The sequence below is a fragment of the Dehalococcoidia bacterium genome, assembly GCA_030648205.1.
Lineage (GTDB): Bacteria > Chloroflexota > Dehalococcoidia > JAUSIH01 > JAUSIH01 > JAUSIH01.
This window is the reverse complement of record JAUSIH010000073.1, coordinates 1-20829: the sequence shown is the minus strand read 5'-3', so window position 1 is coordinate 20829 and position 20829 is coordinate 1. Positions and strand designations below refer to the sequence as shown.

Annotated in this window: 17 protein-coding genes; 8 read left to right on the top strand and 9 right to left on the bottom strand. The window is 65.5% G+C overall.

Translation table 11 applies throughout. The features are described from left to right. From Q7T26_08965 to Q7T26_08955, 3 genes are all read left to right on the top strand, one after another. Complete coding sequence (locus Q7T26_08965) at positions 1 to 1983, top strand: DUF4012 domain-containing protein (GenBank protein MDO8532278.1); 1983 nt, start codon at positions 1 to 3, stop codon at positions 1981 to 1983. Between the two features lie 384 nt (positions 1984 to 2367). After that, on the top strand, positions 2368 to 4488 hold the full coding sequence (locus Q7T26_08960) for a LamG domain-containing protein (protein MDO8532277.1): 2121 nt from the start codon (positions 2368 to 2370) through the stop codon (positions 4486 to 4488). Between the two features lie 134 nt (positions 4489 to 4622). Then, positions 4623 to 6182: a DUF2723 domain-containing protein gene (locus tag Q7T26_08955; protein MDO8532276.1), complete on the top strand. Its 1560-nt coding sequence runs from the start codon at positions 4623 to 4625 to the stop codon at positions 6180 to 6182. 208 nt (positions 6183 to 6390) lie between these two features. On the opposite strand, the gene Q7T26_08950 is transcribed toward Q7T26_08955, so the two are convergent. From Q7T26_08950 to Q7T26_08925, 6 genes are all read right to left on the bottom strand, one after another. After that, a complete protein-coding gene (locus Q7T26_08950) occupies positions 6391 to 8442 on the bottom strand; it encodes a VWA domain-containing protein (protein MDO8532275.1) in 2052 nt (683 codons plus the stop codon). 7 nt (positions 8443 to 8449) lie between these two features. Then, positions 8450 to 9856, bottom strand: a complete 1407-nt coding sequence (locus tag Q7T26_08945) for a magnesium chelatase (protein ID MDO8532274.1) — start codon at positions 9854 to 9856, stop codon at positions 8450 to 8452. A gap of 197 nt (positions 9857 to 10053) precedes the next feature. Further along, positions 10054 to 11064, bottom strand: coding sequence for an isocitrate dehydrogenase (NAD(+)) (locus tag Q7T26_08940; protein MDO8532273.1), 1011 nt, complete (start codon positions 11062 to 11064; stop codon positions 10054 to 10056). A gap of 98 nt (positions 11065 to 11162) precedes the next feature. Continuing rightward, positions 11163 to 12248, bottom strand: a complete 1086-nt coding sequence (locus Q7T26_08935; protein MDO8532272.1) for a DUF763 domain-containing protein — start codon at positions 12246 to 12248, stop codon at positions 11163 to 11165. Between the two features lie 6 nt (positions 12249 to 12254). Then, on the bottom strand, positions 12255 to 12629 hold the full coding sequence (folB, locus tag Q7T26_08930; protein MDO8532271.1) for a dihydroneopterin aldolase: 375 nt from the start codon (positions 12627 to 12629) through the stop codon (positions 12255 to 12257). Next, positions 12622 to 13290 carry an LON peptidase substrate-binding domain-containing protein gene (locus tag Q7T26_08925; protein MDO8532270.1) on the bottom strand — a complete coding sequence of 223 codons (669 nt, stop codon included), beginning with the start codon at positions 13288 to 13290 and terminating at the stop codon, positions 12622 to 12624. Before Q7T26_08925 ends, folB begins: the two co-directional genes overlap by 8 nt. 127 nt (positions 13291 to 13417) lie before the next feature. On the opposite strand from Q7T26_08925, the gene cofG reads away from it, so the two are divergent. The 3 genes from cofG (at position 13418) to Q7T26_08910 (ending at position 17053) form a co-directional block, all read left to right on the top strand. Beyond that, positions 13418 to 14602, top strand: coding sequence for a 7,8-didemethyl-8-hydroxy-5-deazariboflavin synthase CofG (gene cofG / locus Q7T26_08920; GenBank protein ID MDO8532269.1), 1185 nt, complete (start codon positions 13418 to 13420; stop codon positions 14600 to 14602). 10 nt (positions 14603 to 14612) lie between these two features. After that, positions 14613 to 15926: a 5-amino-6-(D-ribitylamino)uracil--L-tyrosine 4-hydroxyphenyl transferase CofH gene (gene cofH / locus Q7T26_08915; protein MDO8532268.1), complete on the top strand. Its 1314-nt coding sequence runs from the start codon at positions 14613 to 14615 to the stop codon at positions 15924 to 15926. Positions 15927 to 16030: 104 nt separating this feature from the next. Next, the gene (locus Q7T26_08910) at positions 16031 to 17053 is read left to right on the top strand and encodes a TIGR03617 family F420-dependent LLM class oxidoreductase (GenBank protein ID MDO8532267.1); all 1023 of its coding nucleotides are present in this window, start codon (positions 16031 to 16033) and stop codon (positions 17051 to 17053) included. Between the two features lie 20 nt (positions 17054 to 17073). On the opposite strand, the gene Q7T26_08905 is transcribed toward Q7T26_08910, so the two are convergent. After that, on the bottom strand, positions 17074 to 17337 hold the full coding sequence (locus Q7T26_08905) for a hypothetical protein (GenBank protein ID MDO8532266.1): 264 nt from the start codon (positions 17335 to 17337) through the stop codon (positions 17074 to 17076). Positions 17338 to 17507: 170 nt separating this feature from the next. Here Q7T26_08905 and Q7T26_08900 point away from each other — a divergent pair, with 170 nt between their 5' ends. Together Q7T26_08900 and Q7T26_08895 are read left to right on the top strand one after the other, a co-directional pair. After that, the gene (locus Q7T26_08900; GenBank protein ID MDO8532265.1) at positions 17508 to 18191 is read left to right on the top strand and encodes an ArsR family transcriptional regulator; all 684 of its coding nucleotides are present in this window, start codon (positions 17508 to 17510) and stop codon (positions 18189 to 18191) included. Positions 18192 to 18390: 199 nt separating this feature from the next. After that, a complete protein-coding gene (locus Q7T26_08895; GenBank protein ID MDO8532264.1) occupies positions 18391 to 19854 on the top strand; it encodes a methyltransferase domain-containing protein in 1464 nt (487 codons plus the stop codon). Between the two features lie 74 nt (positions 19855 to 19928). Here Q7T26_08895 and phoU read toward each other — a convergent pair whose 3' ends face one another. Next, positions 19929 to 20594 carry a phosphate signaling complex protein PhoU gene (phoU, locus tag Q7T26_08890; GenBank protein ID MDO8532263.1) on the bottom strand — a complete coding sequence of 222 codons (666 nt, stop codon included), beginning with the start codon at positions 20592 to 20594 and terminating at the stop codon, positions 19929 to 19931. Between the two features lie 57 nt (positions 20595 to 20651). Beyond that, on the bottom strand, positions 20652 to 20829 hold a 178-nt coding region (locus Q7T26_08885; GenBank protein MDO8532262.1), incomplete at its 5' end, for a phosphate ABC transporter ATP-binding protein.

The following is a 20829-nucleotide window of genomic DNA, read 5'->3' as shown; positions in this document are numbered from 1 at the left end:
ATGATTTGGCGCAGACTTCTCCTGGCCGCCGGGGCGCTGATGGTCGTGGCCGCCGCGCTCGGCTTGGTCGAGTACCTCCGTGTCCAGGGCCTGGCCCAGAGCGTGCGGGGGCGGCTGTCCCGCATGCAGGAAGCCGTGAACAGTCCATCCCTCATGCTCCCATCGGATGGCCTGTCATCCCTGCGCCAGGATATGGACGCGGCGGCAAAGGACCTGACGGCCCTCAGAGACGCCGCCGACCGCTACGGCCCCTTGCTCCCCGGCTGGCTTGCGGGCGCGGAGGAGGTCAAGGCGGCGCCTCCCATCCTGGACATGGGCCTGGACGTGGTGCGCGCCGGCCAGTACACAATGGCTGGACTGGAGCCTCTAGCCCAGACGCTGACGCGACGACGCCTGAGCCGCATCTCGCTCAGCACCTTCGACGCCGACATGGCGTCGGCCCTGGAGGCCGGCGCCCCCCAGTTCGCGCTGGCCCGGGAGGCCCTGCGGCGGGCCCAGGCCGCCCGCGAGAACATTGATGCATCCAGGCTGCCGCCCGGTCTCGCGGAGGCGGCCAACGCCCTGGACTCAGCCAGCCCCCGCCTGGAGGCAAGCCTGAAGCTGGCCACGGCGGGGCCGGCGCTCAGCCGGACGCTCCTGGGCCTGGACAGGCCGCGCTCATTCCTCATCCTGGCCCAGAACACGCAGGAGCTACGTCCCACGGGCGGGTTCCTATCCGGCGTGTGGCTGGTGACCGTGGACAAGGCGAAGGTGACCCGCCTGGACTTCTTCAACAGCTCCGACGTGGACGACCGGCTCGTGCAGGCGCCCGTCCCTCCACGCTCTCTGACCATCACCCTGTGGGGAGGGATCTGGACGTTCCGCGACTCCAACTGGTCCGCGGACTTCCCCACGGCGGCAACCCAGGCCCGGGAGCTCTACCGCAGAGGCCAAGGGGAGACAGTGGACGGCGTCATCGCGGTGGACGAGGTGGCTGTACGCAACCTGGTGGAGGCCCTGGGCTCCGTCACGCTCCAGTACACCGGGGAGCGGGTGGACCCCTCCAACATTCAGCAGAAGCTGGAATACGGCATGAGCTCCCGCTTCTGGTCGCCGCCGGAGAGCCCGACGCTCCCTGCAAAGAAAGTCCTGATGAAGGGCCTCTTCGAGAGCATCCTGCTCCGCATGGACCAGGGCCTTTCCTTCCCGGAGGGTGGCAAAGTAGTCCGGAGCATTCTGCAGAACATGGAGGAAAAGCGCCTCCTCATGGACATGGATGACCAGGCGCTCAAGGGCCTGCTCCACGCCTACCAGTGGGATGGGGCCGTCGTTCAGCGCGACGGCGACTACCTGCTGGTAACCGACACGAATGTCGGGTTCAACAAGGTGAACGGGGCCATCACCCAGGGCCTGGACTACCAGGTGCGCATTGACGACGACGGCAAGGCGACGGCCCGGCTCACCATCACCTACACCAACACGAGCCGCAAGGCTTTGACCACCTGCCAGCAGCAGGCCACCTTCGTCTCGGACTACAAGGAGTGGCAAGAAGGCTGCTACTGGGACTTCCTGCGCACGTATGTACCAGAGGGCAGCAAGCTGCTGGGCACGAGCTTTGTGCCCATACCTGAAGGGAGCATGGTGGCGCGCTTCGGGCCGGAGATGGCGAACACATGGAACGTCGTGGGCGCCGTCCTGTGGGGCAAGCAGGAGTTTTCACACTTCTTCACCATACCACCCGGCCAGACCCGGCAAATCCGTTTTGAGTACGCGCTGCCCCCCACGGTTGTGCAGCGCGCGAGCAACCAGTGGACGTATACGCTTCTCGTACAGAAACAACCCGGCACGAAGGATATCCCGCTGACCTTGACAATTGTCGCCCCAACTGCTATGGTAGCGACTGTGCGGGCGCCACATGCCAGTCCGGTGACGGCTGGTTCCGTGTGGCTTGTGGCGCGCCTGAGCACCAATAGAGAGTTTCATGTCACCATAGCCCGGAGGTGAACGCCTCCCGGCAGGCAAAGGAGAACCGGAGGGCCAGGCGGGGCCCTTTCCCGATTCCGCCTTTCACAGGGAAAGGGATGCGCTTTGCACCGATCACCATTGTTTAAGGCTCCTTCCGTCCTCATCCTTCTGGCAGGCGCCGTCCTCCTTGCCGCCGCGCTCGTGGGCGGCATCTGGAGCGGCTCGGGTTCGGACGCCCGCGAGGCGCTGGCCCAGGGTACGCTGCCGACGCCTAAATGCGCCCCGCTGCCGTCCGGTTTGGTCCACTGGTGGACCTTCAATGAGACCACGGGCGCCGCGAGGTGCGATGACATTATTGGCAGTCGCAACGGCGTCACCAAACTCGGGCAAATCGGCGGCACGGGACCGGCTCCCGTGACTGGGATGGTCAATGGTGCACTCGGGTTTGATGGCAGCTCGACCTTCGTGGAGGTCCCAGACAGCCCTGGCACCCTCTCTTTCGGAAATCCCACCGATAATTTCACGATAGACGCCTGGATTAAGATTGACTCCGCGGACAAATCCGGAGTTCGGCCGATTCTTGATAAGCGGGTGGAGACAGGAGGTGGGGTCCAGGGATACGCCCTCTTCCTTTTCAACGGCCGGCTAGCTTTCCAATTGGGCGATGGGTCAGCCGCCACCCTGGTTTGCGATTCTTCGCCTACCCCTGGCTCTTCGTGCACGAACTACGTGTCTAGCGTGGACGTTGCTGATGGAAACTGGCGTAGTGTTGCGGTAACAGTTCAAAGGACAGGGGCGTCACCTCAAGTCGTGCTCTACGTTGACGGCGCTGCGGTATACTCCGCAGCAACCAGGACAGGGAATGCGACCAATAACGCGTCTCTGATGATCGGGCGAGGCTATCCAATCGCCATCTCCACTCCCTATTTCAAGGGTGCGATTGACGAAGTCGAGATCTTTAACCGTGCCCTCACGCAGACGGAGGTCCAGTCCATCTCCGACGCCTTTTCAGCGGGCAAGTGCACCCCCACGCCCACTCCAACGAATACGCCGACGGCCACGCCGACCATTACGCCCACGCCGACGCCAACCATTACACCTACGCCCACACCAACCATTACGCCCACGCCCACGCCAACTATTACGCCCACGCCGACCATCACGCCGACGCCTACGCCCACGCCGCGTCCGGCAACGACATCATCCGTCATAACCATCGGGCCGGCGATAGCAGTGCCAGCGGATGTGCTAACAAGACCATTCGGACCAGTGATAACAGGACCAGTAATATCGCTGGTGATTCCGCTGCCGCCATTTGTGGCGCCGAACGTGCCGAAGCCACGGCCACCCAGGGAAGCGCCACCGCCCTCTGTTAATTTCGGCATTGGAACGGGGCTTGGCACGATCATGAGCGTGAACCCGTTCACCACATTTCTCAGCCCGGGCCTGACCCTCACCGGCCTCACGTGGAAAATGGCGCCGCCACCCATATTTGTTAGGCCGCCTTTTGAGCCAGGAGGGCCCATGTTTCTGGCTCCACCGCCACAGTTATTTCTGAATCTGCCGATCAACTTGGGAGCGCTTCTTTCTGGCACAGCGGCGAACGTGGGCCTGACGTTCCGCGACCCGGCGTCAGGCCTGGTCGTGACCCCGCAGATGGTCCGGATACCGTTTGCGGTCAACCCCATCACGGGAATCACTGTCGCCATCTTCGGGGGCACACCCGGCTTCGTCCAGGGTACCGGCACCGAGGCGCGCATCACGGTCATGAACCCGTATGTGCAGGTGCTCCCGCAGAAGCAGTTCTTCCCAATTTTTGACCGTTGGGGCGCGCGCGACACCGGCTTCTCGGTCCTCCGCGCTCCGATGAGGTCCTCGCCGACGAACCTTTCGTCCCTTTCGGTAAATGTTATCTCGCCCTTCAACTCGCGAACGCGTTTTGCCGGGTTGCGGCTCTATCGTCCCAGTTCCGCACGGGCGTTGCCCGGCTCGTTCGGCCCGCTTGAGCTGGCGCCCGTCGGCTTTTCGCTCCAGGCGGCCGAGGCTACGCCGACGCCAGTTCCAAGCCCATCCATCCCGTTCGTCAAGGACGTGGCGTTTGCTATCTCCATTGTGACCGTGGACCTGCCCGTCGAGAACGCGGAAATCGTGATGAGCGTGGACCAGGAATGGGTGGATTCCGTGGGCGAGCAGAACATCGCCATCCTCCGTGAGTCTCCCGACGGCGATCTCTCCATCCTCGCCACCAGGCGCACGGGCACGGACGAGGACAAGCGCGCCATCTTCCAGGGCATGTCGCCCGACGGCTTCGGCATCTTCTACCTGACGGCCTTCGAGCAGCCGCCGCCCCAGCCGACTCCCACGCCAACGGCGACGCCCGCTGCCGCCGTCGGCACCCCGACGCCGGTGGCGACGCCACGTCCGCCTGTCGTCGGCGACACGGCGCCCTCTCAGGGGCTTCTCACCGCGATGGGCGCTCTTGGGCTGCTGCTCCTCATGTCCGGCGGCTACTTCCTGCGCGAGCAGCGAAAGGGTCGGCCATAAGCGCCTGGTCCAACTAGCCTGACCATCGTGTAGCCCGACGGATATCCGCCGGGCTATCCTTTTTGCATGGAGCAGAGTATCCGATGGATGCGGGAACGAGGCACAATCCCGGCATAAGGCGCTCGGATGTCCTCGTGGCCCTGGCTGTGGCCGCATGCGCTCTCGCCGTGTACGCGCCTCTGGTCGCGCCCACGCTGACGTGGCGAAACGTCGGCGGCGACGGCGGAGACCTGGCGGCGGCAGTCGCTGTCCTCGGAGTGCCACATCCCTCCGGCTATCCCACGTACATGCTGCTGGGGCGCATCTTCTCCGCGGTCCTTCCCTGGGGAGACGTGGCGTACCGGCTTAACCTCATGTCCGCCGCATTCTCTGCGGCGGCGGCGGGCCTGCTGTATCTGGCCGCGCGCCTGCTGCACGAGCTCGCCTTCAGAGCGGAGATGGGCAGTCCGGGCATGCGCCGGGCCACGGCGGCAATCGGCGCGCTGGCCTACGCGTTCGCGCCGCTGCCCTGGTCTCAAGCCACCATCACCGAGGTCTACGCGCTGCACGCCTTCTTCGCCGCAACCGTCCTTCTCTGCACCCTCGGCCTGCTGCACACAACATCCTTCGCATCCGACGCCGGGAAGATGACTCCCTGGCTCATAGGTGGCGCCCTGGCGACGGGGCTGGGGCTGGGGAACCACACCACCCTCGCCCTGGTGGCGGCGCCGGGCGTTTTCCTCGCCCTCGCCTTGCGGCGCCGCATCCCGAGCGTGGCCCTGGCGCCGGCCGCGCTCCTGGCCGGACTCGCCGTCTTTGCATACCTGCCCTGGCGCGCCGCCGCCGACCCTCCGGTGAACTGGGGGGACGCGTCCAATCTGGGAGGCTTCGTGTGGCTGACCACGGGCCAGCCCTATCGGCACTATCTCTTCGGCCTTCCGGCCTCTCTCCTCCCTGAGAGGCTGGCCAGCTACGCAGGCTATCTCGTCCAGCAGTTCAATCCGGTGGGGTTCGGGCTGGCGGTGGTCGGCCTCGCCCTACTCTGGACACACAGCCGCACCCTCTCCGTGTTGACCCTGGGGACCGCCCTGTTCATATCCGTGTTCGCCGTGCTCTACAACACCACCGACTCGTACGTTTACCTGCTGCCCGTCTTCATGGTGATGGCCCTGTGGCTAGTGGCGGGCCTGCACTACCTCATCGCGGGTTTGCTGGCCCCGCGACTTGCCGCTTCGCCCCGGATGTCCCGTGTGGGCGCCGCGCTCGCTTTGGCCCTGGCGCTGGCCGTCGTGCCCGGCGTCTCGCTCATCACCCAGTACGCCGCGCAGGACTTGCGGAACGACACATCGGCAATTGACTACGCCCGCCAGGTGGCCGCGACGACCGAGCCGAATGCCTTGGTCATAGCTCAGACGGAGCGCCACGTGTTCACCCTGTGGTACTACCAGCAGGCCCTTGACCCCCGGTGGTCGGCGACGGTGGTCTCCGCCGAGCTTGTGCAGTACGACTGGTACGTCGCCCAGGTCCAGCGGCGCCACCCGGGCCTGGGCATACCCGCGGACAGCAACTACGCCGCGCGGCTCCGCGGCCTGGTGGGCGCGGCGCTGCCCGTGCGCCCCGTCTATCTGACCGACCCCAACGAGCACATCGAGGCCGCCTACGTCGTCGAGAAGCGCGGGCCGCTGTACCGCATCACGGGCCCCAAGCCGCAATAGCTCTCGAAGAGAGCAAAAGAACAGGCCGGTCTGAGACCGGCCCGCTGTTTCTCGCCCGGTAGGTGACTAGAACTCGGTTGCGTGAGCGCGCGTACACCAGGTTCGCCCTAGGCCCGCTCACCCTGAGCCTGTCGAAGGGTCAGTCGCTCCTGGTTCGACAGGCTCAGGGTGAGCGCCTTTTCAACCCGTGCTTTTTCGCAACTAAGTATTAGAACAGGATACGCCGCTTGCGGCTGCTCAGATAGTCCACAAGGATGTACTGGCCCAGGCGCTCCGGCGTCGTATAGAACACCCGCCCCCGGTTAATGCGCGTCAACTGCTCGATGAACTCCACCAGATAGGAGTTCCTGTCCAGCATGAAGGTGTTGATAACGATGTCCTTGTGCGTGCAGCGGCGCACCTCCCGGAGGGTCTCGCGGATGGTGCGCGGGCTGGGCGGGTACTGAAGGAATAGCTGGCCGCCTTCGATGTGCGCCGTCGGCTCTCCGTCCGAGATCATCACGATCTGCTTGGTCCCGCCGCGCACCTTGCTCAGCAGCTTCTGCGAGAGGGCGAGGCCGTGCTGGATGTTCGTGTACGGGTCGAACTCGTCCCACGAGAGGTATGGCAGCTTTGCGGGCTTGACCTCCCGCGCGTACGTGGAGAACCCGACGATGAACAGGTTGTCCCGGGGGAACTGGGTGCGGATGAGGTTGTCCAGCGCCAGGGCCACCTTCTTGGCGGCCAGGAAGTTCCCGCGCATCGCCATGGACAGGCTCAGGTCCAGCATGAGCACCGTGGCGGACTGGTTGACCTGCTCCGTCTTGAACACCTGGAAATCGTCGGGGCGCATCTTGACCGGCACGCTGGCCCCGCGCTCGATGGCGTTCATCAGGGTGCGGTTCAGGTCCACGTGGAACGGGTCGCCGAACTCGTACTGCTTGGTCTCGTCCACGCGCTCGCCGCCGCGACCGCTCCGCTCGGCGCGGTGCTGGCCCGCCCGGTCCTTCTTGATGTAGGCGAATATCTCCCGCAGCGCCTTCTGCCCTATCTTGCGCATGCCCCCAGGCGTCAGCTCGTAGCGGTTGCCCACGCGCCGGATGTACCCCGCCGATTCCAGCACCTCGGTCATCTTGCGTAGCTGCTCCAGCGTCTGGGATGCTTCGTCACCGAGAAGCTCTTCCAGCGCGCGTGAGTCCGCCTCAACCCTGCCCGGCCCATGCGGGGCCTTACGGAGCTGACGTTCCAGATCGTCCATCTTCTGGAGCCGCTCCATCAACTCCCCGGCCTGCTCCAGCGTCAGGGGGTCCTCGCCCCGGAAGGGGTACTCCCGCCGCAGTTGCGCCATGGGCCGCAGCGACTCCAGGTTCGCCGCGAGACGGGCCATCTCGCCCAGAAGCTCCTCGTCTTTGAACACGGACCGCAGCATGTCGCGGAGCTGCTCCCGGGACTCCCGGGACATGCTGTCCAGAAGGGACTGCATCTGGGCTATCTGGCGCTGCATGCGCTCGGCGAACTCGTCAATGTCCCGCGGAGGCTCCGGCCCGAAGAGGCCCCCGTACTTCCGCATGAACCCCTGAAAGTCCTCCGACGCCTCGGAGAGCGCGCGCTGCTCCAGCATGCGGTTTAGCTCACGCGCCATTTCCTTGACGCCCGCCATGTCCTGGGGGGTCATGCCCTGAAGCTGCCGCGAGAGGTCCTTGACGAAGGAGTCCAGCATCTTCCGCTGCAGCTCCCGCATCAACTCGTCGAACTGGCACTTGGCCTCCGGGTCCATGAACTCGTAGTCCTGGAGCTGCCGGATGGCACCCGCGGGGCTGTCCGGAGGCAGGCTGTTCAATACGGCCTTGTTCTTCTCGGCCAGGCGCCGCAGGGTTTTGAGAAGGTTCTCCACCAACTCCGACGGCAGGCCGCCCTCCTCATGGCGCTGGCGGTCCTCCTGGTAGCGGCGCAGCGCGTCGTCCATGCGCCGGTCAATGCCCTGCTGTTCCTTCTGGACAATCTGGTCGAGCCGCCGGCGCATGTCGTCCATCACGGAGTTCAGGTCATACCGCTCAAGGGTCTGCTGCTTCAGCGAGCGGAGTTGCTGGACAAGGTCGTGGAGGCCCTGAAAGCGGTCTCCCAGACGGTTTTTGAACCCCTTCTGCGTCATGGACTCAAGCGCGGAGGACACGTCCCCGTGGCTCATGAGCTGGTCGGACAGCTCCTCCATGAGGTCGTCCTGATGCAGGAGAAAGACTTCCTGCTTCCCGTCCCAGCGCGAGTAGCGGTAAGAGACCACGGCGAGGCTACCCCCTGTAGCGGGTCTTCCCTTCCACCCGATCGCGGTTGAGCCGCCGGTTGAGGTGCAGTCCCTCCAGGATGAACTCCACGGCCGAGGCCACGGCGGCGGGCGACTCGCCCAGGCCCAGCTTGCGCACGCCCGTGGCCAGCTCCGGCAGCTCGCCGATCTTCCGCGCGTACTCGGCGGACGGCAGCATGTCGGAGGTCTCGATGACCAGCCCCTCCTCGAAGCGGCGCACCAGGTCATCGAACTCCTGGACGGTGAAGTACCGCCCAAACACGTTGGACACCGCCTTCTTGGTCAGGCCTTCCAGCGTCCGACTCTCGCTGCCCTCCTCCACCGTCTCCATCTCAATCTTGCCCACGGTGGAGGCGACGAGAAAGCCCAGGTCGCTCATGCGCGGCGCCGCCTCATCCTCCTTGCAGCGAATAGCCCGGCGCAGGGCGTTGCTGTCCAGCGTCTCGTAGTTGGCGATGGACACGCGCACGGACACACCGGAGCGCTGGTTGATGTCCGGGCTCCGGCGGGCCAGTGTGGTGATCTCCGCGATGACCTCGCGCATGTATTGAGGGGTCACGACCTTGACGCCCACGTCCTCCACACGGGTCCGCTCCTGCTCCATGATGAGCATCTCGTGCTCAAGGGTGCGCGGATAGTGCGTCCGTATCTGGGCGCCGTAGCGGTCCTTCAGCGGCGTGATGATGCGCCCGCGGTTGGTGTAGTCCTCCGGGTTGGCGCTGGCCACCACGTACACGTCCAGGGGCAAACGGATGCGATACCCCTTGATCTGGATGTCCCGCTCCTCCAGCAAGTTAAACAGGCCCACCTGGACGCGCTCCGCCAGGTCCGGCAGCTCGTTGACGCAGAAGATGCCCCGGTTGGTGCGCGGGATAAGCCCGTAGTGGATGGTCAGCTCGTCGGAGAGGTAGCGGCCCTCCGCGACCCTGATGGGGTCCACCTCGCCGATGAGGTCGGCGATGGTGATGTCCGGCGTCGCCAGCTTCTCACCGTAGCGCTGCTCGCGGGGCAGCCACGCAAGCTCCACGCCCTCGCCGGAGCGCTCGACCTTGTCGCGGCAGGCCCGACAAAAAGGCGCAAAGGGGTTGTCATAGATCTCGCATCCCGCGATGAACGGTATCTCCGGGTCCAGGAGGCCGACCAGCGCCCGGATGAGGCGGGACTTCGCCTGGCCGCGCTCTCCCAGGAAGATGATGTCCTGGCCGGCCAGAATGGCGTTCTCCACCTGGGGGATGACCGTGTCCTCGTACCCGATGATGCCGGGGAAGAGGTCCTCCCCCTGGCGCACCTTCTCCACCAGGTGCCTGCGCATCTCCGTCTTGACGGAGACGACCTTGTAGCCGCTCTTGCGCAGCTCGCCGATGGTCCGCGCCTTGTTTGCGCTGGTCTTCATGTCTGCCCTCCCGCAAGCCCTGGAATACGCGCCGTGCCCCGCGCATTTGGTGACGACTATGATACTCCCCCGCCTTGACGTTCTGTCAATGAGACACCCGCGCGGCCTGATGTCGAATACCGGACTGACCTGCCAGGAGAAGGCAATCTGAACTCTTGCACCGAGGTCTTTTCAGAACCCTCACCCTCTGAGTCTCCCTAATGTTGAAGACGCTGAACGACGGCCGACGAGAACTCGTCGGTCGACGCCGTCCCGCCAAGGTCGGAGGTCAAGGTCTTTCCTTCCGCGAGGACATCCGAGACCGCCTGCTCGACCCGCTGCGCCGCTCGTTCCTCCCCGATATGTCGCAGCATAAGCACGCCGCTCAATATCATTGCCGTGGGGTTGGCCAACCCCTTCCCCGCCGCGGACGGCCAGCTTCCATGGACCGGCTCGAAGACAGCGTACGTACGCCCGATATTGGCGCCGGGCACCAGACCGACGCCTCCGACCAGGCCCGCGGCCAGGTCCGAGATGATGTCACCATAGAGATTCGGCGTGACAAGAAGGTCGAACTGGTGAGGGTCTATCACCAGTTGCAGGCAGGTGTTATCGACAATCATCTCACTGTATTCGACCTGCGGGTACCGTTTGGCCACGCTCCGGCAACATCGGAGGAAGAGCCCGTCGGAGAGCTTCATGATGTTGGCCTTGTGGATTGCGGTCACCTTCTTCCGACGATGCCTGACCGCGTACTCGAAGGTGAACAGGGCGATGCGTGTGGATGCGCGCCTAGTGATGATCTTCAGGCTCTCTACAACACCCGGGATGATCTCATGTTCTTTCCCCGCGTACAGGTCCTCTGTGTTTTCACGAATGATGACAAGGTCGATGTTCTCAAAGCGGCTGCGGACACCGGGGAGGCTCGTCACGGGTCGAACGCACGCATAGAGGTCCAGCTTCTGGCGAAGCGCCACGTTTATGCTGGGGTAACCTTCGCCCACCGGCGTGGTGATAGGGCCCTTGAGAGCCACCTTATTACGCCGGATAGACCGCAGCGTTTCTTTGGGAAGGAGCTCGCCCAGTTGCTTCAGCGCTGCCTGCCCGACCGGCGCGCGGTCCCAGGTGACGGAGACGCCCGCCGCGGCAATGACGTCCACAGCGGCTCTGGCGATCTCTGGCCCGATTCCATCGCCTTCGATCAGTGTAATCCTGTGGGAGATGGGCATACATCCTCCTATACGAGACTCCGCCGTTGGGAGACACCCCCCAGCGCCCCCGTCAGTCCTTCTCGGGAAGGACTGACCTCTCCTTTTTCAACGGTGTGTTAGTCGCCCTCCCCAGTCGCCCGTTCCAGACGGTCCATCGCCACCCCCTTCTCGCGCGGCTCGATGCGGGCACGGCGCACCGCCGTCCGCAGAAGCTCGATGCTCCTGTCGTAAGTGGCGCGGTCCACCGGAAACGGGTAGCCGTCCTTGCCCCCGTGCGCGAAGGCGTAGCGCGCCGGGTCGCGCCAGCTCGCCGGGGCGCCGTGCAACAGCTCCGCCAGGAGCGTGAGCGCCCGGATGGTCTGCGGTCCCACGCCCTCAAGCGCCAGCAGCGACTCGAAGTCGCCGGGCTGCCGTTCGTACGTGGACAGCAGGATTTTGCTCAGACGGTCGGGGTGGATGTCCGCCGCCAGAAGGTGATGGCGCGGCGGAAGGTCGAGGGTCTGCACGTGCTTAAGCTCGGCGACGAGCCTCTCCGGCTTCTCCCGCGCCACGACCTGCGGGATGGCCGCGCGCGCCCCGTCGCTCTCGCGCGCCACCAGGTTCAGCGCCTCGCCACGGGTGTCCGCGCAAACCGCGGCGTGCGGCTCGCAGACGAAGTCCTGGACGGCCTCGCCCAGCCAGTGGTAGCGCCGGGCGTACTTGTTCTGCTCGTTCATGCCCTGCTGCACGACGGCCCACCGCCCGTCGCGGGTGAAGACGAAGGTGTGGTGGTAGAGCTGGTAGCCGTCCTGCACCGCCGCCGAGTCCACTTTGGCGGACATGCGGCTTGCATAAACAAGGCGCGCGGCGTCCACGGAGAGAGCGTCGCCGGCGGCCTGGACCTCGGAGGGCGTCTTGCGGGAGGCGCCGCCCTTGCCGCCCGCTACAAAGAGACCCAGGTCGCGCTCAAGACCCCGCAGCCCCTCCTTCAGCGCGCCGCACGCCGTCGTGGTCAGCCCGCTGGAGTGCCAGTCGAAACCCAGGACGCAGCCGAAGGCCTGGAACCAGAAGGGGTCGGACAGGCGGCGGAGCATCTCGTCCGGCCCGTAATCCTCCACCACGACGATGGCGATCTCACGGGACAGACGCACCATGCGCTGGAAGAGCCATGCGGGCGCCTTGCCGCCATGCAACGGCAGGTGCGCTATGCCGGTGCGTTGCATCTCCGTTCACCCCCCCGGAGCGCGACGCCGCTCTACCTCCACGCTCACGTCCTGGAAGACGGCGCCTTTGAGAGGCGCTTGCGGCTTGTGGACGGTGACCCGCACTCCGTGGACGTGGGGCAGCGCCACCACCCGCGCCGCGATGTGCTCCGCCAGCGACTCCAGCAGGTTGCGACGGGGGCCGTCCATCACGTCCCGCACCGAACGGAAAACCAGGCTATAGTTCACCGTATCGGCCAGGTCGTCGGAGCGCCCCGCGTTGAGCGTGTCCGTCTCCACGTCCACGTCCACAAGGAACCGCTGCCCCTGGCTCGCCTCCTCCGCGTTCACGCCGTGGTGCGCGTAGAAGACAAGGCCCGTGAGCCGGATGTGGTCAGGCATCAGGACCTCGCGGGGGACGACGTCCCCCCAGGTCGCGCTCCTCCAACACCTGGAAGATGCGGAGCACCTTGATCTCCTCCTGGAGCATGGCTGCCTCCAGACGCAGGCGCTCTTCGGCGGTAGGCGTCTCAAGAAGACGCTGCTTCTGGATGTTGTCCACCTGGAGCGCGGAGGCCACCACGTACGAAAGGACCTGCGGCTCCACGTTCAGGTCAACCCGCGGCGGCTCCCGGCGCAGCGACTGGGCCAGGACGGCCAGGTAGCGGCGGAACTTGTCGCGCACCGTCTCCGCCAGCGACTGAGCGGCCTCGGTGTCGCCCACCGCATGCGCCACGTAGATGATGCGCCCGACGAGGTAGGGACGCCGCTGCAGCACCTCCGTGATACGGAACCGGCGCACCCCCACGCAGGACAGGTCCATCTTGCCCTGCTCCAGATGCTCCACCTTCAGGATGCGCGCGGTGGTCCCCACGCTGAAAGGCTCGGCGGGCTCGCCCACCTCCTGACCAGACTTGATAAGCGCCACGCCGAAGACGCTGTCGCCCTCCAACGCCTTCTTGACCATCAGCTTGTAGCGGTCTTCAAAGACGCGCAGCGGCAGCGCCATGTGGGGAAAAAGCACCGTATTCAGCGGGAATAGCGGCATGTCAATAATCTGCATCCGCTTGTGCTCCAGCCAGTCTGTGCTTCCATGCTACGCCATCCAGTGGCGAGCAACAAGGGGCGGCGTTGCGCCTGAGGGGACGCTCCGAGTAGAATGGGCGGTACGGTTTCATTGTAGGAGGCCCATGCCCCTGGACATGCGCGCCACCATGGACGTCGCCCCCGCACACACAGGCATCAGCCGAGAGGAGGCCCGCGCGCTTATCCTCTGCGGCGACGCCGCTCTGCCCGCGCTCCTCCGCCGGGCCGGCGCCCTCCGGGACCAGGGCAAGGGGCGCTACATCTCCTTCTCGCCCAAGGTCTTCATCCCCCTGACGAACCTGTGCCGCGACGCGTGCTCCTACTGCACCTACCGCAAGGAGCCGGACGACCCCGCTGCCGATTTCATGACGCCCGAGCAGGTGCTGGCCGTGGCGGAAGCGGGCCAGCGCGCCGGCTGCACGGAGGCCCTGTTCATGGCCGGCGAGAGGCCGGAGCAGCGCTACCCGGAGGCGCGCGACGCGCTGCGCCGCTTCGGGTGCGACAGCACCATTGACTACATGCGCGCCATGTGCGAGCTTGTGCTCCGAAAGACCTCCCTGCTGCCGCACTCCAACCCGGGGACGATGACCCGCGCCGAGTTGGCGTCGCTCAAAGAGGTCAACGCCAGCCTGGGCATGATGCTGGAGAACGTCAGCCCGCGCCTGCTGGAGCCGGGCGGGCCGCACCACAACGCGCCCAGCAAGCACCCACGCCTCCGCCTGCGGACACTGGAGGCGGCGGGGGAGCTGCGCATCCCGTTCACCACCGGCCTGCTGCTGGGCATCGGCGAGACGGTGGACGAGGTCGTGGACAGCCTGTTCGCCATCAAGGATGTCCACGAGCGCTACGGACACATCCAGGAGATCATCATCCAGAACTTCCGCGCCAAGCCCACCACGCCGATGGCCGGCGCCGTGGAGCCGACGACGGGCTTCCTGCTCCGCGCCGTGGCCGTGGCGCGCCTCATCTTCGGCCCGGACATGAACATCCAGGTCCCGCCCAATCTGACGCCCCGCGCGTACGGCGCCTTCCTGGACGCGGGCATCAACGACTGGGGCGGGATATCGCCCGTGACAAAGGACTACGTGAACCCAGAAGCGCCCTGGCCGCGGATCGTGCGGCTGCGCCAGGTGACCGAGGAAAGGGGCTTCATCCTCAAAGCGCGCCTTCCCGTATATCGGGAATACATCCGAGAGAAGCCCCGGTATTTGACGCCGTCCCTGGCGGAGCGCATCCGCCAGTCCGCCGACACCGACGGCTTTGCGCGCACCAGGCTGCTCACAACGTGAAGGAGGTCACATGGCGACAGCAGCGGAGCGCGAAGACGTCCACGGCGTGGACCAGTTACTGGGCGATATAGACCCACAGGTCGGCGGCATCCTGGACAAGGCCCTGGCGGGCGGCGAGGTCACCGCCGACGAGGGCGCGCGCCTGTTCCATGCCCGCGGGCTGGACCTCATGGCGACCACCCTGGCCGCCGACGAGCTGCGCCGGCGCACGGTCGGCGACACCGTCACCTACGTCGTCAACCGCAACATCAACTTCACCAACGTCTGCATCAAGCGATGCGGCTTCTGCGCCTTCAGCCGCGGCCACCGGGACGAGGAGGGCTATCTGCTGCCCATCGAGGAGGTGGTCCGCCGCGCGAAGGAGGCGTGGGACCTGGGCGCCACGGAAGTCTGCATCCAGGCGGGGCTGCCTCCCGGCATGGACGGCAACCTCTACGTGGAGATCTGCGAAGCCATCAAGAGAGATATTCCCGCCATCCACATCCACGGCTTCTCGCCGGAAGAGGTGTTGTACGGCTCCATCCGCTCCCGATGCACCATCCGAGAGTACCTCCAGCGGCTGAAGAACGCGGGGGTCGGCAGCCTGCCGGGGACGTCGGCGGAGATTCTGGACGAAGAGATACGCAAGCGCATCTCGCCGGGCCGCATCACCGTCAAGCAATGGATAGAGGTGATCACCACCGCCCACGACCTGGGCATCCCCACCACCGCCACCATCATGTACGGCCACGTGGAGACGGTCGAACACAGGGCGCGGCATATTGACCTGCTACGGCGCATCCAGCGCCAGACCGGGGGCTTCACCGAGTTCGTGCCGCTGAGCCTAATTCACACGGAAGCGCCCATGTACAGCAAGCGCCTGGTGCAGGGCGTCCAGCCGGGCGCCACCGGCGACGAGGTCATCGCCATGTACGCCGTGTCCCGCCTGATGCTGAACAACCACATCAAAAACCTGCAGGTCTCCTGGGTCAAGGAGGGACTGAAGCTCTCCCAGGCCTGCCTGAACGCGGGCGCCAACGACTTCGGCGGGACGCTCATCAACGAGAGCATCAGCACGTCGGCGGGCGCCAGCTACGGGCAACTGGTCAAGCCCGGCGAGTTCCGGCGGGTCATCCGCGACGCGGGCCGCGTGCCCGCCGAGCGCTCCACGACGTACAAGCTGCTCCGCACGTTCAACGGCAAAGACGAGCCTGCCGACGTCCTGGACGCCGTGGACGCGCCGGAAGAGCGGTTCGGCTCATACCAACGTCTCGTCAAGATGTCCACCTATCGCTTCAAAAACGGGGCGCAGCCGCGCAAAGAGGCGCCTGCGCCCACGGCGTAGAAGGTAGATGGTGGAGCCGCCCGCCCGCTTTGGGTTGCCGTGCTTTGGACGACCCTGCGCCGCGGCCTGTCGGGGCTTCTCCCCCTGACGAAAGAGGACTGCCTATGAAAATCGACGCCCGATTTGCCCTTGACTCCATGCCCCTGCGGGACGTCCCCCGGGTGGCGCGCGCCGCAGAGGCGCTGGGTCTGGACGCCCTCTGGTCGAGCCAGACCACCCACGACCCATATTTGCCCCTCGCACTGGCCGCGGAGAGCACCAGTCGCATCCAGGTCGGAACGGCCATCGCCCTCGCCTTCACACGCAGTCCCATGGAGACGGCCTACACGGCCTGGGACATGCAGGCCCTGTCCGGAGGACGATTCCTCCTGGGCCTCGGCTCCCAGGTAAAAGGACACAACGAGCGGAGATTCAGCGTTAAGTGGGAGGCCCCCGCGCCGCGGATGGCGGAAGTGGTACAGTCGCTGCGGGCCATCTGGACGTGCTGGCAGACCGCGGGGCCGCTGGATTTCAAGGGCAAGTTATACAACTTCAGCCTCATGACGCCTTATTTCAGCCCGGGGCCCATAGCGCACCCGCACATTCCTGTGTACATCTCCGCGGTCAACCCCGCCATGCTGCATGTCGCGGGGCAGTACTGCGACGGCGTGCACATCCACCCCATGCACACGGCCCGCTACCTGCGGGATGTGGCGCTCCCCGCCATCGCCGTAGGGTCAGGCAGGTCAGGACGCCAGAGGAAGGATGTGGTCGTGTCGTCCATGCCCTTCGTGGTCACGGGGCGCAACCGCGAGGAGATGGAAAAGAACCGGCAGGAGACCAGGCGGCAGATCGCCTTTTACGCGTCCACGCCGGCCTACAAGATCATTCTGGAGCTGCACGGCTGGGACTATCTCAACGTCGTGCTGGGCCGCAAGGCCATTCGCGGCGAGTGGCAGGACATGGCAAATGAGATTTCGGACGAGATGCTGGAGGAGTTCGCCGTGGTGGGCACGCCCGACGAGATAGGGCCGAAGCTCAAGGCCAAGTACGAGGGCCTGCTCGACCGTGTCGCGCTGTACACGCCCTTCGATCCCGGCCAGCACGACGAGCTATGGAAGTCCGTGGTCCAGGCTGCCAAGGAATAAGGGCAATAAGGCCTCCGGCCCTACTCCTTACCACCCGCCGCCGCGGCGCCATGTTTCCAGCCGTCGCCCAGGCTGGAGACCTCCCGTATCCAGTCGGTGTGCGGATACGGGTCCTCGATGTAGTTCGGAAAGAGGCGCTCCACGTGGCAAACGGCGCAAACGCCCTTGCTCGCGGGGCCTCGCGGGGTCTCGACAATCCACCGATGATGGCAACCCGATACGGGCGCGGACGTTTCGGTGGGCTCTGTCTCCCGCGGCCTGATCAGGACTTGTTGCTTTCTCATGTGTGCACCCCCCCAACCCTTTTAGAGACAGAATAGTGTACACCTGAGAACGTCACTTGTCAAGCTTTTCCTCATTTTTTGCATAAAATACATAAAAGACCATTGACACCCCTAATTATGTCTGTTAATCTGGTAACGGCGCCCCAGCAAACAGGAAAGTGGGACTCAGCATGGACGGGACCAGGCCACAAATCCTCCATTTCGTCCTCCGTCACTCCAGCGCCACCGTCGAGGACATCGCCACCGCCCTCCATCTCGCGCCTGCGACCGTCCGGCGCCACCTCGACATTCTGCAGCGGGACAACCTTATCGCCTACCGGGAGGTCCGCCGGAAGACGGGCCGCCCCGAGCACGTCTTCTACTTGACCGAGAACGGACTTGATCGCCTCCCCAAGAGCTACGGCAACCTGCTGGCCATGCTCCTGGACGAGATCAAGGCGCTCAACGTCCAGGACATCGAAGGGCGCGACGGGCGCAGCGTCCTGCAAACGGCCTTGCAGCGCATCGGCGAACGCCTGGTTGAGCGCCACGAAAGCAAGATGACCGGCAGGAGCTTCCAAGAGCAGCTCGTCGGGGTGGTGGACATCCTGCGCGGTGAAGATTTCTACCCGGAGTTGGACTGGGCCGGCCCGGGCCGGGTGCGCATCCGCCTGCTCAACTGTCCCTTCCGGTGCGTTGCCCAGGGCAACAACGCCGTCTGTTGCATTGACAAAGCGCTCATCACCAATCTGCTGAACACCGAGGTGGACCGGGAAAACTGTCTGGCTGACGGCAGTCCCTCGTGCTCCTACGTGATCGCGGTCAAGCCGTCAATCGCGCTTCGACCCGCTGACTCCACCCCTGCCATGGTTTAAGGGCTGTCGCAGCCACCCTCCCCTCCACGCGCACCCTTTCGCTCGCTGAGAGACGCCGCAGCCCATCTGGACGTGCGTCCGCGCGACTCCACCAATTCGGCCTGTTTCGCCTGTCCGGCACGTTGCCCGCGCCATTGACAGCCGCGGCGATTTGGGGACAATAGAGACTGCCCAGTCACTCCCCACGCCGGAGCACGAGATGACGACCACCGGACGACGCCCCCGCAGCCAGGCCCAGGCCACCCGTGCCAGGCTTCTGGACGCATCCTTCCGCATCTTCGCCCGCGACGGCTATGAGAAAGCCACCGTGGACGATATTGTGCGGGAGGCGGGCTACTCCAAGGGCGCCTTCTACGTCCACTTTCAGACCAAGGAGGAGGTCTTCCTCGCCCTGCTGGAAGCCCACGGCGCGGCGCTGTCCCCTGGCACATCGGGCCAGAATACACCCGTTCAGGAGTCGTCCCAGACGATCTTCCAGTCGCTTCTGGACGTCGCGCAGCGCGAGCCCGGGTGGTCGCTGCTGCTCTACGAGTTCTGCGCCCACGCGGCGCGCAACCCTGCCATCGCGGAGCGCCTGGCGCGGCTCTTTGAGGGCTGGCGCCAGAGCGCCGCCGCCGCGCTCCGCCGCGGCCAGGAGCAGGGAGTGGTTGACCCCCGCCTGGACGTGGCGACGGCCTCCGCCGTCCTGGTGGCCGTTGCGAACGGCCTTCCGCTCCAGAGTCGCGTGGCGCCCCAGGCCCTGCCCGCGGACGCGCTATCGCCCGCGCTGGCCAGCCTGCTGAACGCCTGGCTGCAGCCGAAGAAGGAGCGCCCCGCGCAGGAGATCATCCTTCCAGCGGAGCAGCAGGCGGCCCCCAGACTGGACTACAATCCGCTGGCTGAATCCTACGAGCAGCACCTGGACAGGACCACGGGACATTTCGTGACGCCGCTGCTTGAGATGGCGCAGCTTCGGCCCGGCCTGCGGGTGCTGGACGTAGCGACGGGGACAGGAGCGGCGGCCCGGCGGGCGGCCCGCCAGGTAGGCGCCACCGGCTACGTGCTGGGCGTGGACCGCTCCACGGGCATGCTGGACGTGGCGCGCCGCGCGGCGCGCGGCCTGGGCGCTGCCCACCTTGAGTTCCAGGAGATGGACGCCACCAGTCTGTCCCTGCCGGACGCCTCCTTTGACGTGGTGCTGTGCGGCATGAGCCTGGCGGAGTTTCCCGCGCCGGGTCGCGCCCTTCGGGAGATGGCGCGGGTGCTCAAGCGCGGCGGACGGCTCGTGGTCTCCACGTGGAGCGCGCCGGAGCGGGTGGCGCTGGTCCACATGGTTGAGCGCGCCATCACGCAACACGTCCCCGGCGACGTGTCATCCGCGGGCGCCTCGCCATTTGCATACAGCGCACCCAAGGCGCTGGAAAGCGCCCTGGCCGGAGCGGGCCTGCGGGACGTGGAGAGCCGCCGGGAACGGCACGTGGCGGAGTTCAGCAACCGCGACGGCATCTGGGACGCCGCCAGGAGCATCAGCCCGCGCCTCCACGCTCTGCTCCAGCAGGCGCAGCCCGCCGTCCGCGAGGCGGTCCGGCAGGGCGTCCTGTCAGAGGCGGAGCAGTACCTTGTTGGCGGAAGGTTTCGGCTGGCCGCTGAGGCGGTCATCGCCGCCGGAGTGAAGCCGGCGTAGGCGACGGGAACCGTCACACAACAAAACGCCCCGTTTGTCCGGAACGGGGCGTCTGCTTTTTCTCAACAGGAGGCCTAATACTTGGAGACGCCTACCTCGTCCATCTTACCCGTGACGGTGAACACCACCCGCTCGGCGATGTTCGTGGCCCGGTCCGCTATACGCTCCAGGTCGTGGGCTATCCACAGGAGGTAGGTGGCCCGCTGGATGGTGCGCGGGTCCTGAATCATGTAAACAAGGAGCTCGCGGTACACCTGGTCGTACAGGGCGTCCACCTCGTCGTCCGCCTTACAGACGGCGCGGGCGTTCTCCACGTTGAGGTCAATGAACGCCTGCAGCGCCCGGTGGGTCATGTCAATGCCCAATTGGGCCATCCGCGGGACATCAATGAGCGGCTTCAACAACGGCTCGTCGCCCATGCGGATGTTTATCCGCGCGATGCCTTCCGCGTGGTCCCCCATGCGCTCCAGGTCCACCGTCATGTGCAGAATAGAGACGATCTGCCGCAGGTCCCGGGCCAGAGGCTGCTGCGTGGCGATCAGCTCCACGCACTTCTCTTCGATGTCGAAACGCTTCTTGTTGATCTTGGAGTCGTCTTCCACAATGAGCCGGGCCATCTCCATGTCCCGTTTCTTCAACGCATCAATGGCGCGCGCCAAGGCCTTCTCCACCATGCTGCCCATCTCAAGGAGTTCGTCCTTCAGTTCCCGCAGATGCCTATCAAACTCTACACGTGTCATAGCTTCTACCTCAGTCCCTTGAGGAACGCCGCCCCCCGTGCGGGAAGCGCCCGTCGCCTATCCGAACCGGCCGGTGATATAGTCCTCCGTGCGCTTCTCCCTCGGGTTCGTGAAGATCTGCTTGGTCTCGCCGTACTCGACCAGGAACCCGGCCCTGTCCTCATCCATCATTAAGAAGGCGGTCATGTCCGAAACGCGGGCCGCCTGCTGCATGTTGTGCGTGACGATGACAATT

Coding starts and splice junctions, on each gene's coding strand:
- Q7T26_08965 (MDO8532278.1), top strand. CDS start 1: ATGATTTGGCGCAGACTTCTCCTGGCCGCCGGGGCGCTGATGGTCGTG.
- Q7T26_08960 (MDO8532277.1), top strand. CDS start 2,368: ATGGTCAATGGTGCACTCGGGTTTGATGGCAGCTCGACCTTCGTGGAG.
- Q7T26_08945 (MDO8532274.1), bottom strand. CDS start 9,856: ATGAAGACCAGCGCAAACAAGGCGCGGACCATCGGCGAGCTGCGCAAG.
- Q7T26_08940 (MDO8532273.1), bottom strand. CDS start 11,064: ATGCCCATCTCCCACAGGATTACACTGATCGAAGGCGATGGAATCGGG.
- Q7T26_08935 (MDO8532272.1), bottom strand. CDS start 12,248: ATGCAACGCACCGGCATAGCGCACCTGCCGTTGCATGGCGGCAAGGCG.
- folB (MDO8532271.1), bottom strand. CDS start 12,629: ATGCCTGACCACATCCGGCTCACGGGCCTTGTCTTCTACGCGCACCAC.
- Q7T26_08925 (MDO8532270.1), bottom strand. CDS start 13,290: ATGCAGATTATTGACATGCCGCTATTCCCGCTGAATACGGTGCTTTTT.
- cofG (MDO8532269.1), top strand. CDS start 13,418: ATGCCCCTGGACATGCGCGCCACCATGGACGTCGCCCCCGCACACACA.
- cofH (MDO8532268.1), top strand. CDS start 14,613: ATGGCGACAGCAGCGGAGCGCGAAGACGTCCACGGCGTGGACCAGTTA.
- Q7T26_08910 (MDO8532267.1), top strand. CDS start 16,031: ATGAAAATCGACGCCCGATTTGCCCTTGACTCCATGCCCCTGCGGGAC.
- Q7T26_08905 (MDO8532266.1), bottom strand. CDS start 17,337: ATGAGAAAGCAACAAGTCCTGATCAGGCCGCGGGAGACAGAGCCCACC.
- Q7T26_08900 (MDO8532265.1), top strand. CDS start 17,508: ATGGACGGGACCAGGCCACAAATCCTCCATTTCGTCCTCCGTCACTCC.
- Q7T26_08895 (MDO8532264.1), top strand. CDS start 18,391: ATGACGACCACCGGACGACGCCCCCGCAGCCAGGCCCAGGCCACCCGT.
- phoU (MDO8532263.1), bottom strand. CDS start 20,594: ATGACACGTGTAGAGTTTGATAGGCATCTGCGGGAACTGAAGGACGAA.